At 62.7% G+C, this 13,588-nt stretch carries 15 protein-coding genes; 8 read left to right on the forward strand and 7 right to left on the reverse strand.

The features are described 5' to 3' along the window. The first annotated feature begins 99 nt into the window (after positions 1 to 99). The 7 genes from boxC to BUC08_RS08430 all read left to right on the forward strand — a co-directional run bounded on the left by boxC (position 100) and on the right by BUC08_RS08430 (position 6,483). Positions 100 to 1,761 carry a 2,3-epoxybenzoyl-CoA dihydrolase gene (gene boxC / locus BUC08_RS08405; RefSeq protein ID WP_037927942.1) on the forward strand — a complete coding sequence of 554 codons (1,662 nt, stop codon included), beginning with the start codon at positions 100 to 102 and terminating at the stop codon, positions 1,759 to 1,761. A gap of 60 nt (positions 1,762 to 1,821) precedes the next feature. Beyond that, positions 1,822 to 3,273 carry a benzoyl-CoA 2,3-epoxidase subunit BoxB gene (gene boxB, locus BUC08_RS08410; protein WP_037927944.1) on the forward strand — a complete coding sequence of 484 codons (1,452 nt, stop codon included), beginning with the start codon at positions 1,822 to 1,824 and terminating at the stop codon, positions 3,271 to 3,273. Between the two features lie 69 nt (positions 3,274 to 3,342). Next, complete coding sequence (locus BUC08_RS24775; RefSeq protein WP_169741852.1) at positions 3,343 to 3,513, forward strand: hypothetical protein; 171 nt, start codon at positions 3,343 to 3,345, stop codon at positions 3,511 to 3,513. Beyond that, positions 3,510 to 4,685 carry a benzoyl-CoA 2,3-epoxidase subunit BoxA gene (boxA, locus tag BUC08_RS08415; protein ID WP_037927947.1) on the forward strand — a complete coding sequence of 392 codons (1,176 nt, stop codon included), beginning with the start codon at positions 3,510 to 3,512 and terminating at the stop codon, positions 4,683 to 4,685. The genes BUC08_RS24775 and boxA overlap by 4 nt, the downstream gene beginning before the upstream one ends. After that, a complete protein-coding gene (locus BUC08_RS08420; RefSeq protein WP_037927949.1) occupies positions 4,669 to 5,115 on the forward strand; it encodes an acyl-CoA thioesterase in 447 nt (148 codons plus the stop codon). Before boxA ends, BUC08_RS08420 begins: the two co-directional genes overlap by 17 nt. A gap of 4 nt (positions 5,116 to 5,119) precedes the next feature. Next, positions 5,120 to 6,007 (forward strand): helix-turn-helix transcriptional regulator, encoded by an 888-nt coding sequence (locus tag BUC08_RS08425; RefSeq protein WP_037927952.1) that lies wholly within the window; start codon positions 5,120 to 5,122, stop codon positions 6,005 to 6,007. Beyond that, positions 6,004 to 6,483, forward strand: a complete 480-nt coding sequence (locus tag BUC08_RS08430) for a 3-hydroxyacyl-CoA dehydrogenase family protein (protein ID WP_037927954.1) — start codon at positions 6,004 to 6,006, stop codon at positions 6,481 to 6,483. The genes BUC08_RS08425 and BUC08_RS08430 overlap by 4 nt, the downstream gene beginning before the upstream one ends. A gap of 13 nt (positions 6,484 to 6,496) precedes the next feature. Here BUC08_RS08430 and BUC08_RS08435 read toward each other — a convergent pair whose 3' ends face one another. The 6 genes from BUC08_RS08435 to hmgA all read right to left on the reverse strand — a co-directional run bounded on the left by BUC08_RS08435 (position 6,497) and on the right by hmgA (position 12,222). Next, complete coding sequence (locus tag BUC08_RS08435) at positions 6,497 to 6,694, reverse strand: DUF2783 domain-containing protein (RefSeq protein WP_037927957.1); 198 nt, start codon at positions 6,692 to 6,694, stop codon at positions 6,497 to 6,499. Next, positions 6,691 to 8,244, reverse strand: a complete 1,554-nt coding sequence (locus tag BUC08_RS08440; protein ID WP_037927960.1) for an FAD-dependent oxidoreductase — start codon at positions 8,242 to 8,244, stop codon at positions 6,691 to 6,693. Before BUC08_RS08440 ends, BUC08_RS08435 begins: the two co-directional genes overlap by 4 nt. 10 nt (positions 8,245 to 8,254) lie before the next feature. Further along, positions 8,255 to 8,521: a hypothetical protein gene (locus tag BUC08_RS08445; protein ID WP_037927962.1), complete on the reverse strand. Its 267-nt coding sequence runs from the start codon at positions 8,519 to 8,521 to the stop codon at positions 8,255 to 8,257. Then, entirely contained in the window at positions 8,518 to 9,468 is a 951-nt protein-coding gene (locus tag BUC08_RS08450) for an MBL fold metallo-hydrolase (RefSeq protein ID WP_037927965.1), read from the reverse strand. The genes BUC08_RS08445 and BUC08_RS08450 overlap by 4 nt, the downstream gene beginning before the upstream one ends. 67 nt (positions 9,469 to 9,535) lie before the next feature. After that, the gene (fahA, locus tag BUC08_RS08455) at positions 9,536 to 10,792 is read right to left on the reverse strand and encodes a fumarylacetoacetase (protein WP_037927968.1); all 1,257 of its coding nucleotides are present in this window, start codon (positions 10,790 to 10,792) and stop codon (positions 9,536 to 9,538) included. A 68-nt stretch (positions 10,793 to 10,860) separates the two neighbouring features. Continuing rightward, positions 10,861 to 12,222 (reverse strand): homogentisate 1,2-dioxygenase, encoded by a 1,362-nt coding sequence (hmgA, locus tag BUC08_RS08460; protein WP_037927971.1) that lies wholly within the window; start codon positions 12,220 to 12,222, stop codon positions 10,861 to 10,863. 96 nt (positions 12,223 to 12,318) lie between these two features. Between hmgA and BUC08_RS08465 the strand changes: the two genes are divergently transcribed. After that, positions 12,319 to 12,759, forward strand: coding sequence for a MarR family winged helix-turn-helix transcriptional regulator (locus BUC08_RS08465; protein ID WP_037927973.1), 441 nt, complete (start codon positions 12,319 to 12,321; stop codon positions 12,757 to 12,759). On the opposite strand, the gene BUC08_RS08470 is transcribed toward BUC08_RS08465, so the two are convergent. Further along, on the reverse strand, positions 12,756 to 13,565 hold the full coding sequence (locus BUC08_RS08470; protein WP_037927976.1) for a division plane positioning ATPase MipZ: 810 nt from the start codon (positions 13,563 to 13,565) through the stop codon (positions 12,756 to 12,758). The two genes, BUC08_RS08465 and BUC08_RS08470, sit on opposite strands and share 4 nt — an antisense overlap. Positions 13,566 to 13,588 lie beyond the last annotated feature (23 nt).

Here is a 13,588-nt window from a genome sequence, read left to right on the forward strand (position 1 = left end):
CGCGCCTAATCGTTGGTTCGGAAAGCGAAAGTTTGTAATTATACTACACAAGAAGCCAGTGCAGCCTGTTCTGCACCCCGCCAAAAGGACACTTGCACCGTGACCAAGATCATTGATTTCCGCACCGATCCCAGCAAATACCGCCACTGGCGTGTCGAATATGACGGCCCCGTGGCCAACCTGTTCATGGACGTGGACGAAGACGCGGGCCTGTTCGACGGCTACCAGTTGAAGCTGAACAGCTATGACCTGGGCGTGGACATCGAGCTGGCCGATGTGGTGCAGCGGATGCGGTTCGAACACCCCGAGGTCAAGGTCGTGGTGATGCAGTCGGGCAAGGACAAGGTGTTCTGCGCGGGGGCCAACATTCGCATGCTGGGCGGTGCCGCGCACAGCCACAAGGTGAACTTCTGCAAATTCACCAACGAAACGCGCAACACGTTCGAAGCCGCCGAGGCCGACAGCGGCCAGAAATACATCGCGGCGGTCAAAGGGGCGTGCGCAGGCGGCGGCTATGAGCTGGCGCTGGCGTGCAACCATATCATGCTGACCGACGACAGCACGTCCTCGGTGTCCCTGCCCGAGGTGCCCTTGCTGGCGGTTCTGCCGGGCACCGGCGGGCTGACCCGCGTCACCGACAAACGCAAGGTGCGCCGCGACCGCGCCGATATCTTCTGTTCCACAGAGGAAGGCGTGCGCGGCAAGCGGGCGCAGGACTGGCGGCTGGTGGACGAGGTGATCGCCAACTCGAAATTTGACGAAACCGTGCAGGAACGTGCCCGCGAATTCGCAGAGGCATCGGCCAAGGCAGATGTGGCGCAGGGCATCACCCTGACACCCATCGACCGCACCATCGCCGACGATGGCAGCCTGTCCTATGAGCTGATCGAGGTGGCGCTGGACCGTGAGGCCCGCCGCGCCACGATCACGATCAAAGGCCCCGAAGAGGACGCGCCCGCCGATATGGACACTTTCACCGCACAGGGTGCTGCGGCTTACATGCTGCGTCTGGCGCGGCAGCTGGACGATGCCATCCTGCATCTGCGCCTGAACGAGATGGACGCGGGCCTGTTGGTGTTCCGCTCTCAGGGTGACCCCGAACGCTTTGCCGCGCACGAGGCGCTGTTGATGGACCACGCCGATCACTGGCTTGCCAACGAAGTGTTGAAATACTGGAAGCGTATCCTGAAACGCATCGACGTGACCTCGCGCAGCATGGTGGCGCTGGTGGAACACGGGTCGTGCTTTACCGGAATTCTGGCGGAAATCCTGTTCTCGGTCGACCGCACCTATATGATGGAAGACGAATTTGACGGCGACAACCGCCCCTTGGCGACGATCACCCTGACGGCTGCCAACTTTGGCCCGATGCCGATGTCCAACGACCTGACCCGTCTGGAAACCCGTTTCCTGGGCGAACCCGAGGCGGTGGACAAGGCCAAGGCCGCGATAGGCAAACAGCTTGAAGCCGAAGAGGCCGAAGAACTGGGCCTTGTCACCATGATCCTGGACGACATCGACTGGGAGGACGAGATCCGCATCTTCATGGAAGAACGCGCCAGCTATTCGCCCGACGCGATGACAGGGATGGAGGCGAACCTGCGTTTTGCCGGACCCGAAACGATGGAAACCCGCATCTTTGGCCGTCTGACCGCATGGCAGAACTGGATTTTCAACCGCCCCAACGCGGTTGGTGCAGATGGCGCGCTGCAACGCTACGGCACCGGCAAGCGCGGCGATTACAACATGGAACGTGTGTAACTGAACCTGCGCAGCCGTCCGCGATACGGACAGCGCGCCGCACCAGATTGGAGAACGAAGATGATGGACCTGATCAACGTAAGCTACGACACCCAGATCCCCAACAACGTGGGGCTGAGCCAGGACAAGAAGGTGCTGAAGGCGCTGGAGAAATGGCACCCCGGTTACATCAACTGGTGGAACGACCTGATCCCGCAGAATTTCCAGGAATCGATGGTCTACCTGCGCACCGCCGTCAGCGTGGACCCCAAGGGCTGGGCCAAGTTCGACTATGTGAAAATGCCCGAATACCGCTGGGGCGTCCTGCTGGCCCCCGAGGTCGAGGGCCGCACCATTCCGATGGGCGAACACTATGGCGAACCCGCCTGGCAGGAAGTGCCGGGCGAATACCGCAACATGCTGAAGCGTCTGATCGTCATTCAGGGCGACACCGAGCCGGGGTCGGTCGAACAGCAACGGTTCCTCGGGCTGACCGCGCCGTCGCTTTATGACATGCGCAACCTGTTCCAGGTGAACGTGGAAGAGGGCCGCCACCTGTGGGCCATGGTCTATCTGCTGCAAAAATACTTTGGCCGCGATGGCCGGGAAGAGGCCGACGATCTGCTGGTCCGCTCGTCCGGCTCGGACGAAGCGCCGCGAATGCTGGGGGCGTTCAACGAGGAAACGCCGGACTGGCTGTCGTTCTTCATGTTCACCTATTTCACCGACCGCGACGGCAAGATGCAGCTTGAATCGCTGGCGCAGTCGGGTTTCGACCCGCTGTCGCGCACCTGCCGGTTCATGCTGACCGAAGAAGCACACCACATGTTCGTCGGCGAAACCGGCGTGGGCCGCACCATTCAGGCGACGCTTGAGGCGATGGCGAAACATGGCATTACCGATCCCTATGACATCAACAAGATCCGCGATCTGGGCGTCATCGACCTGCCGACGATGCAGAAAAAGCTGAACCTGCACTATACGCTGTCGCTGGACCTGTTCGGTCAAGAGGTGTCGACCAACGCCGCCAACGCCTTCAACTGCGGTATCAAGGGCCGGTACATGGAGCAGCGGATCGACGACGACCACAAGCTGTCCGATGCCACCTATCCCGTCACCTCGATCAAGGACGGCAAGATCGTGACCGAAGACGTCCCCGCCCTGACCGCCATCAACATGCGCCTGCGCGACGATTATGTCCGCGACGCCGCCGGTGGCGTGGGCCGCTGGAACAAACAGATCGCCAAGGCGGGCGTCGACTTTGAACTGAAGCTGCCGCACGAAGGGTTCCACCGCCAGATCGGCGTGTTTTCGGCCGTGGCCGTGGACCCCGATGGCAACATCATCTCGTCCGAGGAATGGGCGAAACGTCAGAACGAATGGCTGCCGACCAAGGCCGATGGCGACTATATCCAGTCGCTGATGAAGCCTTGCTATGAACCCGGCCAATATGCCTCGTGGATCGCCCCGCCCAAGGTTGGCATCGACAACAAGCCCGGCGATTTCGAATACGTCAAACTGCACATGGCTTAATGACGTGGGCCCGGGGCGGGGGGAACCTTGGCCCGGGCCCATGTTTTCCCTTCGCTCAGGAGACGACCCATGCAAACCAAACGCACCGTGGCCTATGCGCCGCAAACCCATGCACTGGCTGCTGACGTGGTGGCATTGCAAGGCCCCTGTGTCGGTTGCAAAGGCTGCGAGGGTCTGTGTCAGGCCCTGATCGACGCGATGCTGATCCCGGACCTGATCCTGAACGGGCGTGCCCCATGAACCAACCGCTGAAACAGCACCTGATCGACCCCGAGATCTGCATCCGCTGCTATACCTGCGAGATGACCTGCCCGGTGGGCGCGATTGAACATGACGACAACAACGTCGTGGTGGATGTGGACAAGTGCAACTTTTGCATGGACTGCATTCCGGTCTGTCCCACGGGGTCGATCGACGAATGGCGTGTGGTCGATGTGCCCTATACACTGGAACAACAGTACGAATTTGACGAACTGCCCGACCAGCAAGAGATCGAAACCGCAGCACCCGCCGAAGGGGACGACGCGGTGGCCGCCCCCATCGCGGCCCTTCTGGCCGAGGCGCATCAGGGGGCAGGCGGCAAGGCCCGCGCGCCGGTCAGCGCGGCCAAGGCGGCAATCAACATGTACAACCTTGGCAAACCGGCCAGGATGACGGTGCAGGGCAACTATCGCCTGACCGACGATCCCGACCACGACGTGCGCCACATCATCCTGGACCCCGGCGCGCTGCCGTTTCCGGTGCTCGAGGGACAGTCGGTTGGCATCATCCCGCCCGGCACCGATGCCGACGGCAAGGCACACCTGCCCCGGCTTTATTCCATCTCCAGCCCCCGTGACGGTGAACGCGCGGGCTATCACAACATTTCGCTGACGGTAAAACGCGAGGCGCAGGGGCTGGCGTCGAACTACCTGTGCGATCTGGCGCAAGGCGACAGCGTGGACGTCACCGGCCCCTTTGGTGCGACATTCCTGATGCCCAATGACACAAAGGCGCGGCTTTTGATGATCTGCACCGGCACCGGATCGGCGCCTATGCGTGCCTTTACCATGCAGCGCCAGCGCAGCGGGGCCACGGCGCAGATGACCATGTTCTTTGGCGCGCGCACACCGGATTCGCTGCCCTATTTTGGCCCGCTGAAAAAAGTGCCCGAAGCGCAGATGAAGCAGCATCTGGTGTTCTCGCGCACCGGCAACAAGGAATATGTACAGGATCGCATGATCGCCGAGGAAGAGGCGGTTGCCGATTTGCTGGCGGATGAAAATACGTATATCTACATCTGTGGCCTGAAGGGGATGGAGGAAGGCGTGGAACGCGCCATGACCTCGATTGCCGAAAGTATCGGGCAGCAATGGACCGCTTTGCGCGACGTGATGCGCGAAGAGGGCCGGTATCATGTGGAAACCTACTGACGTGTCAAATCTGCCTTCGCCTTTTGTTCATGAAATTCGAGTGACATGGGGCGATTGCGATCCGGCGCGTATTGCCTATACGGGCCGCTTGCCGGTCTTTGCGCTGGATGCGATCAACGCCTGGTGGGAGGCGCATCTGGACGGTGACGGCTGGTTCCAGTTGGAGCTGGACCGCAATGTCGGCACGCCTTTCGTCAATCTGGCGATGGATTTCCGCAGCCCCGTCACCCCGCGCCATCGGCTGATGTGCCACGTGTGGCCGCAGCGGCTGGGCGAAAAGTCGATCACCTTCCGCGTGGATGGCTACCAGGACGAGGTGCTGTGCTTCGAGGGCACGTTTATCTGCGTCTTTACCGTGGCGGACGTGTTCAAAAGCCAGCCCGCGCCGCCGGACATCCGTGCGGTGGTCACGCCGCTGATCCGGCCCTGACGACATGACGGACCAGTCCAACACCCCCACCGACAACCCGCTGATCCAGCGATTGGCCCAGCGGGTGCGCGAGGCGCGCAAGGCACAAAAACTGCCGCGCCGTACGCTGTCGGACCGGTCGGGCGTGTCGCCGCGCTATCTGGCGCAACTGGAAACGGGGCAGGGCAATATTTCCATCCTGTTGCTGGCCCGTGTTGCCGATGCGCTGGGCGTGTCGGTGTCGGCCTTGCTGGCGGATGACGCACCGCTCAGCGATGACACCTTGCGCGTCGCGCATCTGTTCCAGGCTGCAGGACCGGAGGTTCAGGGCCGCGTGCGCGCGATGCTGGCCCCGCACGCGCCCGGCGGCGCGCGGGCACAGCGGATCTGTCTGGTCGGTCTGCGCGGCGCGGGAAAATCGACGCTGGGCAAGGCTGCGGCGGCGGCACTTGGCATCCCGTTCCTGGAGCTGAACAAGCTGATCGAGGAACACGCAGGTATGCCCGTGTCCGAGGTTATGGGGCTGTATGGGCAAGACGGCTACCGCGATCTGGAACAAGAGGTGCTGGACGAGGTGATCCAGAGCGAAAACCGCATGATCCTGGCGGTGGGCGGCGGCATCGTTGCCGAACCGCAGACCTATACCACCCTGTTGGACCGCTTCCACACAGTCTGGGTCCGCACCAGCCCCGCCGAACATATGGCGCGTGTCCGTGCCCAAGGCGACCTGCGCCCGATGAAGGACAATCCGGCGGCGATGGAACAGCTCAAGGCGCTGCTGACCGCCCGCACCCCCCAATACGAGCGCGCACAGGCACAGGTGGACACCGCCAACCGTCCGGTGCAATCCTCGGTGAACGACCTGCTGGCGGTGATCGCCAAACACCGCTTTGTCGAGAGTATTTCCGTTTGACCGAAGCCGAGGTCGCGGCCGCCTTGCAGGACAGCTTTTGGCTGGCGGCGGATCGATTGCTGATGTTTCACACGAACCCATGGGAGCTGGACGAGGCGCTGGAGGCGGCGGGCTATGCCATGGGGCCATGTGCTGCGATGGACCTGCTGGGGCTGGACGTGGTGCTGGACCGCAGGCAGGGGGCGGCGTCGCCCATCCTGCCGCGCATGGTGGCCGAGGGGCGCATGGGCAAGAAAGGCGGCGTGGGGCACTACCGCTATCCCGGTGGCGGCGGCGCGGTGATCGATCCGCTGATCGAGGACCTGATCCTGGAAGAAGCGTGGTTTGCCAAGGTCACCCGCCACGACCTGTCCGACGCGGAACTGGTCGCACGGATGCAGGCGGCGCAGGCGGCGGCTGTGGGGCAACTGCTGGGTCAGGGCGCGCAGCCCGAAGTGATCAGTCGGGCCTGCCGGACGGGGCTGTACGCGCCATAGACCTTCGCGTTGACTACACCGACGACGCGGGGCGGCGGGCCTCTTGCAGCAGGGCGGCGATGCGGTCGGGATCGGCCACTTCGTTGATCAGCATCAGCACAAGGCGGGCGTTCAGGGCGTGGCTTTCGGCCTCGGTCAGCCCTTCGTGGGCGTGCATCAGCGCGTTGTAGATCGTGTCGCCATTCGGTCCGAGGTTGTCTTGAAGGATCATCGTGCTTGTCCTTTGGCACGGGCCAGTGCGGCGGTGATGTGTTCCCTGTCTGCGCTGTCGAAGCGGGCGCAGATATGGCCGTCGGGGCGGATCAGATAGTGCCCGGTGCCATAGCGGCGCGACAGTTCAGGCGAAGGTTCTGCGATGTGCAGCGGGCGGATGCCCTCCACATCAGGCGCGGCATCGGCACCAAGGCTCAGCAGCGTAAACGCGCCCTGCGCCTGTTCGACCAGCCAGCCATCGCCCACCGGCGCGTCGATCAGCGATTGGCCCACCATCGGGTGCTCCCCGGTTTGCAGGGCTTTTCCGTGCAGCGAGCAGGGTTGCGACAAGCGGCCCGAGTTGATCAGCTTGCGCGCAAAGGGGTGGGTTTCGGCAAGGTCCAGAACCGCGTTGCGAAACAGCGCTTCGATGGGGCTTTTCGGGGTCATGAAATTGGTGGCACGGGACGAATTCAGGATGTTCTCGGCCGAGCCGTGGCTGCGTTCTTCGTTGTAGCTGTCCAGCAGGGTTGCAGGGGCATCGCCGGACAGGACGGCGGCCAGTTTCCAGCCCAGGTTGTCCGCGTCCTGAATGCCGCCATTGCCGCCGCGCGCCCCAAAGGGCGACACGACGTGGGCGCTGTCTCCTACGAAAAGCACCCGATTATGTACAAAACGGTCCAGCTTGGCACAGCGGAACTTGTAGACGCTCATCCAGTCCAGCCGGAACGGCGTATCCCCGACAATGGCCTTGATCCGTGGGATCACCTTTTCCTCGGTCGCCTCGGCCTTTGGGTCTGTGTCGGGGCCCAGTTGCAGGTCGATGCGATAGATGTTGTCGGGCTGCTTGTGCAACAGCGCAGACTGCCCGTGGTGAAAGGGCGGTGCGAACCAGAACCAGCGTTCGGGGCTGTCGCTCTCGAACGGGCTTTTCTGCATTTCGACGTCGACGATCAGGAAATGCTCTTCGAAGGTCTGGCCTTCGAACGGCAGGTTCATGCGCTTGCGGGTGGGAGATCCAGCGCCTTCGGCAGCGATGTAATAGTCGGCTTCCAACTGGTAGGTGCCATCGGGGGTTTCCACGTCGATCAGTACGTGATCGCCCTTGTCCGTATGCCCCGTCACCTTGTTCAGGAACCGCAGATCGATCAGCTCCGGCAGTTCCTGTGCCCGCTCGACCAGATACTGTTCGACGTAATATTGCTGAAGGTTGATGAAGGCGGGGTATTTGTGGCCCTCTTCGGGCAACAGGTCAAAGCTGTAGACCGGTTTGTCGCCATGGAACAGGCGGCCCACTTTCCACGTCACGCCCTTGGCCAGCATCCGGTCGCCGACGCCGAGGCGGTCAAAGATTTCAAGCGTGCGCTTGGCCCAACAGATCGCCCTGCTGCCGACCGAAACCACGTTGTTGTCGTCCAACACCACAGAGCGCACGCCATGCTGCGCAAGGTCAATGGCCATGGCCAGCCCGATGGGGCCTGCGCCCACGATCACAACCGGGTGGCGCGCTTCGGGTTCTGTCAGGCCGGGCGGGGCGACATAAGGAAATGGGGTGTAATCATATGCCATGTCGGGTCCTTCAAGGGTGGAGCGTGGCACGCAACGGGCCAAGTGCGATGAACAGGAAAAGCACGGCGGTGGTAACAAGCAGCTGATTGCGCTCACGCGGATGGCTGCGCGCCCAGTCACGCAAGGCGGCAAGTGCAGCGAAAGGGCCGGGCCACATCCTGCCACTTTTGGCGACGGCGATGCGGCGGGCCTGAAACAGGGCGCGGAACATCTGGAATGCCCAAAGGACAAAGACCAGCCCCTGTACCACCAGAAAAACCGCGCCCCAGGTCGTCATGATTGCAGGTCTTCCCACATTTCCACGTCACGCTTGTCGGTCCAGATGCGCGGATGCGCGATGCCGCGGGCCTCGTCATAGGCGCGGGCGACGTTGAAGGGCAGGCAGTGTTCGTAGATCGCGTAATCGGCAAACTTGGGGTCGCAGGCTTCGCGCACGGCGTCCCATGCCTCTTTCAGCGACCCGCCACGTGCCGCGACACGGGCGGCGGCGGCATAGGTGCTGTCGACGAAATCGCGGGTGTTTTCGATGGCGGCGTTCACCATTTCTTGCCCCACCAGCGCGTCACCGCGCCCCGGTGCGATGGCGTCAACGTCGAACGCCTTGATCCGGTCCAGCGTGGTGCCCCAGTCGCCGAAATACCCGTCGCCGCAGTAACAGGCCGAGTGGTATTCGACGATGTCACCGGTGAACATCACGTTCTGGTCGGGCACGTGGGCCACGATGTCACCCGCCGTATGGGCACGACCCAGATGCATCAGGTCCACGCGGCGGTTGCCCAGATAGACGGTCATCTTGTCGTTGAAGGTGGTGGTGGGCCAGGTCAGGCCGGGGATGCTTTCATGGCCTTCGAACAGGCGGGGAAAGCGTTGGAATTCGCTGTCCCAGTCCTCTTGCCCGCGTTCCGCGACCATGCCGCGCGCGGTGTCGGACATGATGATCTGGTTGGCATTGAACGCCGACGCGCCCAGCACGCGGACCGCGTGATAGTGGGTCAGCACCACGTGGCTGATCGGTTTGTCGGTGACGCTGCGCACGCAGTCGATGACCTTGTTGGCCAGACGCGGGGTGGCCTGCGCCTCGACGATCATCACGCTGTCGTCGCCGATGATAACGCCCGAGTTCGGGTCGCCTTCGGCGGTAAAGGCATAGAGGCCCTCACCGACTTCGGTGAACGAGATTTTCTTTTCGGTCATGTCCCCTTGGGACGCGAATGCCTTGGCCATGAATGTGGTCCTTTTTGGTCATCGCCGGAGCCTCCGGCGGGCGTTTTTCTAGCAAGATGAAGCGATGTCAGCGTTTGTACGGATCGTCCAGCGCGGGCAGCACGGTGCCGATGCAGGGGCCAAAACCGATGCGATAACCGTCGCCCGACGCGTGACCGTGCAGGCCCAGCGTGTCGCCATCCTCGATAAAGCTGCGGGTTTCGCCGGTGTCGAGCGTGAAGGGTTCCTTGCCGCCCCAGCTCAGTTCCAGCAGGCTGCCGCGTTCGGATTTCTCTGCGCCGGAAATGGTGCCCGACCCCAGCAGGTCACCCGGTGTCATCGGGCTGCCTGCGGTGGTGTGGTGCGCCAGTTGCTGGGCAGAGGAGTAGTACATTTCGTTGTAGTTGGTGCGCGCGATCACGCTGGCGTCCTTGCCCGCAGGCGTAAGGGTCACGGACAGGTCGATGTTGTACAGCATCGGGCCGGTGTCCTTGAGGTGGTCCAACAGTTCGAATTCACGCGCGGGCGTGTCGGTGCGGAAGGGTTCAAGCGCTGCCTTGGTCACGATCCACGGGCTGATGGTGGTGGCGGTCGCCTTGGCCTGGAAGGGGCCGAGCGGTTGATATTCCCACGCCTGAATGTCACGCGCCGACCAGTCGTTCAGCAACACGTAGCCAAAGATTGCAGCGTCAGCTTCGTCCACGGTCAGCGGGCCGTCGGACGGGGTGCCGACGATGGCGCCCATTTCCAGTTCGATGTCGAAACGCGCGCAGGGGGCAAAGCGGGGCTTGTCGTCGTTCGGTCCCTTAAGCTGGCCCCAGGGGCGGCGGATGTCGGTGCCGGACACCACGACCGACGACGCGCGGCCGTTGTAGCCGATGGGAATGTGCAGCCAGTTCGGCGGCAGGGCGTTTTCCGCGCCCCGGAACATGGTGCCGACGTTGGTGGCGTGGTGGCGACCGGCGTAAAAGTCGGTGTACTCGGCCACGACCATCGGCAGGTGCATCGTGGCATCGGCCATTGGCACCAGCAGCGGTGCGACCTTGTCCTGATCGGCGCTGCCCTCGGACAGCAATTGCATCAGGCGCGCGCGCAGGGCGGCCCAGACGGCGGGGCCTTCTTCCATGACCTCGTTCCAGAACGGCACGTCGAACAGCGGGTATTCGGTCAGCGTGACCAATCCAGCATCTTCGGCAGCGGCCAGATCCAGGATCATGTCGCCAATCGCCACGCCGCAGCGCGGATCGTCGTCCCCGACCGAGAACACGCCATAGGGCAGGTTGTTCAGCGGAAAGTCGGTGTCGGCGGAATTGGCGCTGGTGATCCAGCTTTTCATCAGGGGCATATGTGGTTCCTATGGATTGTGGGCGGCCACGCGCGGGCCGCCCGGTATTTCAGATCGGCGCGGGGGCGTTATTTCTTGCCCGGCGTGCCGTCGAATTTCTTTTCGATGTCGGTCCAGCAGTCGATGTAGTTGTCCTGCAAAGGCGCCTCTTTCGCAGCGAATTCGGTCAGGTGCTGCGGGAACCGGGTTTCGAACATGAACGACATGGTGTTGTCCAGCTTCTCGGCCTTGAGATCAGCATTTGACGCGCCCTCGAACGCATTCTTGTCCGGCCCGTGCGGCAGCATCATGTTGTGCAGCGACATGCCGCCGGGGACAAAGCCCTGTGGTTTGGCGTCATACTGGCCGTAAATATTGCCCATCATCTCGGACATGATGTTCTTGTGATACCACGGCGGACGGAAAGTATCCTCGGCCACCATCCAGCGCTCGCGGAACAGGACAAAGTCGATGTTGGCCGTGCCTTCGACGCCGCTAGGGGCGGTCAGCACGGTAAAGATCGACGGATCGGGGTGGTCGAACAGGATCGCGCCGACGGGGCAATAGGTGGTCAGGTCGTATTTCACCGGCGCGTAGTTCCCGTGCCATGCGACCACGTCCAGCGGGCTGTGGCCGATGCGGGTCTGGTGAAACTGGCCGCACCATTTGATTGTCACGGTGCTGGGCGTTTCGCGGTCTTCATACGCGGCCACCGGCGTTTTGAAATCGCGGCGGTTGGCCATGCAGTTGGCGCCGATGGGGCCACGGCCCGGCAGGTCGAATTTCTGTCCGTAGTTCTCGCAGACGAACCCGCGCGCGGGGCCTTCCAGCACTTCGACGCGGTAGAGCAACCCGCGCGGGATGATCGCGATTTCCTGCGGGGCAAGGTCGATCACACCCAGCTCGGTGCAGAACCGCAGGCGGCCCTCTTGCGGGACGATCAGCAGTTCGCTGTCGGCCGAGTAGAAATAGCTGTCGACCATGCTGTCGGTGACCAGATAGATGTGGCTGGCCATGCCCACCTGGGTGTTCACATCACCGGCCGTGGTCATCGTACGCATTCCGGTGAGCCATGTGTAGGACTGGCCGGAATGGGGCACCGGGTCCCAGCGGTACTGACCTAGCGAGGTCACGTTGTCAGGGATGTGCGGCGCGGATTTCCAATAGGGCAGGTCGATGCGCGCGTACCGGTGCGAATGTTTCACCGAGGGGCGGATGCGATAGCACCAGGTGCGTTCGTTCTGGTGACTGGGCGCGGTAAAGGCGGTGCCGCTCAGCTGTTCGCCGTAAAGGCCATAGTTGACCTTTTGCGGGCTGTTCATGCCCTGGGGCAGGGCACCGGGCAGGGCCTCGGTTTCGAAATCGTTGCCAAAGCCGGGCATATAGCCGGGGGTGGTGCCGCCGGTGTCGGGTGCCTGAACCATGGTGCTGGGCGTGGTGTGCGTGTTCATTGCGATCCTCCCGTGCAGTGCCTGATGCGGCAGTCTTGCAGATTCGTTGCATGTGTAATAGTTGGATTTGTAACTAACAACAGCAACGGGTGGAAAATGGCCGATCAAGACACATTCGATCTGCAGAGCTTTCTGCCCTATCTGCTGAACCAGGCCGCCGAGGCGTCGTCGCTGGATTTTCAAAGCGTCTACAAAGGCCGTTATGGCATGTTGCGCAATGAATGGCGGGTGTTGTTCCATCTGGGAATGTACGGGCGGTTGACCGCATCGGACATCCGCGACCGGTCGGGGCTGCACAAGACCAAGATCAGCCGCGCGGTGCAGCGGTTGGCCGAGCGGCGGTTCCTGACCCGTGTGCGTGATGAGCAAGACCGGCGGGCCGAGCATCTGGAGCTGACGGCGCAGGGGCAGGCCGCCTATCGCGACTTGCGCAAGATTGCCAAGGATTATGACGACGCGCTGGCCGAGATGCTGGGCGACGAGGACGTGGCCGCCCTGCGTCGCATGTTGCTGCGGCTGGCGCAGCGGGTGTCTTAGAAATCGACGGTCACGCCCGGCAGGTTCAACGCCTTGATCAGGTCGCGCAGCTCTTGCCGTGCGGCCACGTTCGAGATGTTCAACTGTTTGACGCCGATGTCTTTCAGGTCCAGCAGGGTCAGCCCGCGCGGGAACAGCTCGCGGAACACCACACGCTCGGAAAAGCCGGGGGCGATGCGAAAGCCGATGCGCTTGGCCAGCATCTTGATCGCGCGCTCCATCTTTTCCTTGTTGACCATCCGCTGTGCGCCCATGCGGTTGCGCACCACGATCCAGTCGATGGGCTGCAAGCCCGCCTGCGCGCGCAACTGCCGCGCGTTCCAGACCATTTCGGAATAGACCGATGGCCCCAGGATCTTGTCACCCGTCGCATCAATCCGCGCCAGCAGGTCGAAATCGACAAAGCTGTCGTTCAGCGGCGTGATCAGCGTGTCGGCCAGCGAATGCGCCACCTGGCTCAGGCGGGTGTGGCTGCCGGGGCAGTCGATCAGGATGAAATCGTTGTCCGGCTCCAGCGAGGCGACGGCGGCGCTGAGCCGGTGGTCATAGATGTTCTCGCCGGGTTTCAGCGTGCCGGGGTCAATCTCGGGCAGCTCGTGCACTTCCGGGCTGGGCAGGGTCAGCTCGGCGCTTTTCAGGAACCCTTGGCGGTTCTCGACATAACGCCCGAAGGTGCGCTGCCGCAGGTCCAGATCCAGCGCGCTGACCTTGTGGCCCATACGCGCCAACGCGGTTGCCACGTGCATCGACACGGTGGATTTCCCCGCGCCGCCCTTTTCGTTTCCGACGACGATAATATGCGCCATGCCTGTCCCCTTGCACCCGCTGT

It is taken from the genome of Pseudosulfitobacter pseudonitzschiae, from assembly GCF_900129395.1.
Taxonomy (GTDB): domain Bacteria; phylum Pseudomonadota; class Alphaproteobacteria; order Rhodobacterales; family Rhodobacteraceae; genus Pseudosulfitobacter; species Pseudosulfitobacter pseudonitzschiae.

Excerpts from the sequence above, each read along its gene's own strand:
- boxB (WP_037927944.1), top strand. The coding sequence starts at position 1,822 with ATGATGGACCTGATCAACGTAAGCTACGACACCCAGATCCCCAACAAC.
- BUC08_RS24775 (WP_169741852.1), top strand. The coding sequence starts at position 3,343 with ATGCAAACCAAACGCACCGTGGCCTATGCGCCGCAAACCCATGCACTG.
- boxA (WP_037927947.1), top strand. The coding sequence starts at position 3,510 with ATGAACCAACCGCTGAAACAGCACCTGATCGACCCCGAGATCTGCATC.
- BUC08_RS08420 (WP_037927949.1), top strand. The coding sequence starts at position 4,669 with ATGTGGAAACCTACTGACGTGTCAAATCTGCCTTCGCCTTTTGTTCAT.
- BUC08_RS08425 (WP_037927952.1), top strand. The coding sequence starts at position 5,120 with ATGACGGACCAGTCCAACACCCCCACCGACAACCCGCTGATCCAGCGA.
- BUC08_RS08435 (WP_037927957.1), bottom strand. The coding sequence starts at position 6,694 with ATGATCCTTCAAGACAACCTCGGACCGAATGGCGACACGATCTACAAC.
- BUC08_RS08440 (WP_037927960.1), bottom strand. The coding sequence starts at position 8,244 with ATGGCATATGATTACACCCCATTTCCTTATGTCGCCCCGCCCGGCCTG.
- BUC08_RS08445 (WP_037927962.1), bottom strand. The coding sequence starts at position 8,521 with ATGACGACCTGGGGCGCGGTTTTTCTGGTGGTACAGGGGCTGGTCTTT.
- BUC08_RS08450 (WP_037927965.1), bottom strand. The coding sequence starts at position 9,468 with ATGGCCAAGGCATTCGCGTCCCAAGGGGACATGACCGAAAAGAAAATC.
- fahA (WP_037927968.1), bottom strand. The coding sequence starts at position 10,792 with ATGCCCCTGATGAAAAGCTGGATCACCAGCGCCAATTCCGCCGACACC.
- hmgA (WP_037927971.1), bottom strand. The coding sequence starts at position 12,222 with ATGAACACGCACACCACGCCCAGCACCATGGTTCAGGCACCCGACACC.
- BUC08_RS08465 (WP_037927973.1), top strand. The coding sequence starts at position 12,319 with ATGGCCGATCAAGACACATTCGATCTGCAGAGCTTTCTGCCCTATCTG.
- BUC08_RS08470 (WP_037927976.1), bottom strand. The coding sequence starts at position 13,565 with ATGGCGCATATTATCGTCGTCGGAAACGAAAAGGGCGGCGCGGGGAAA.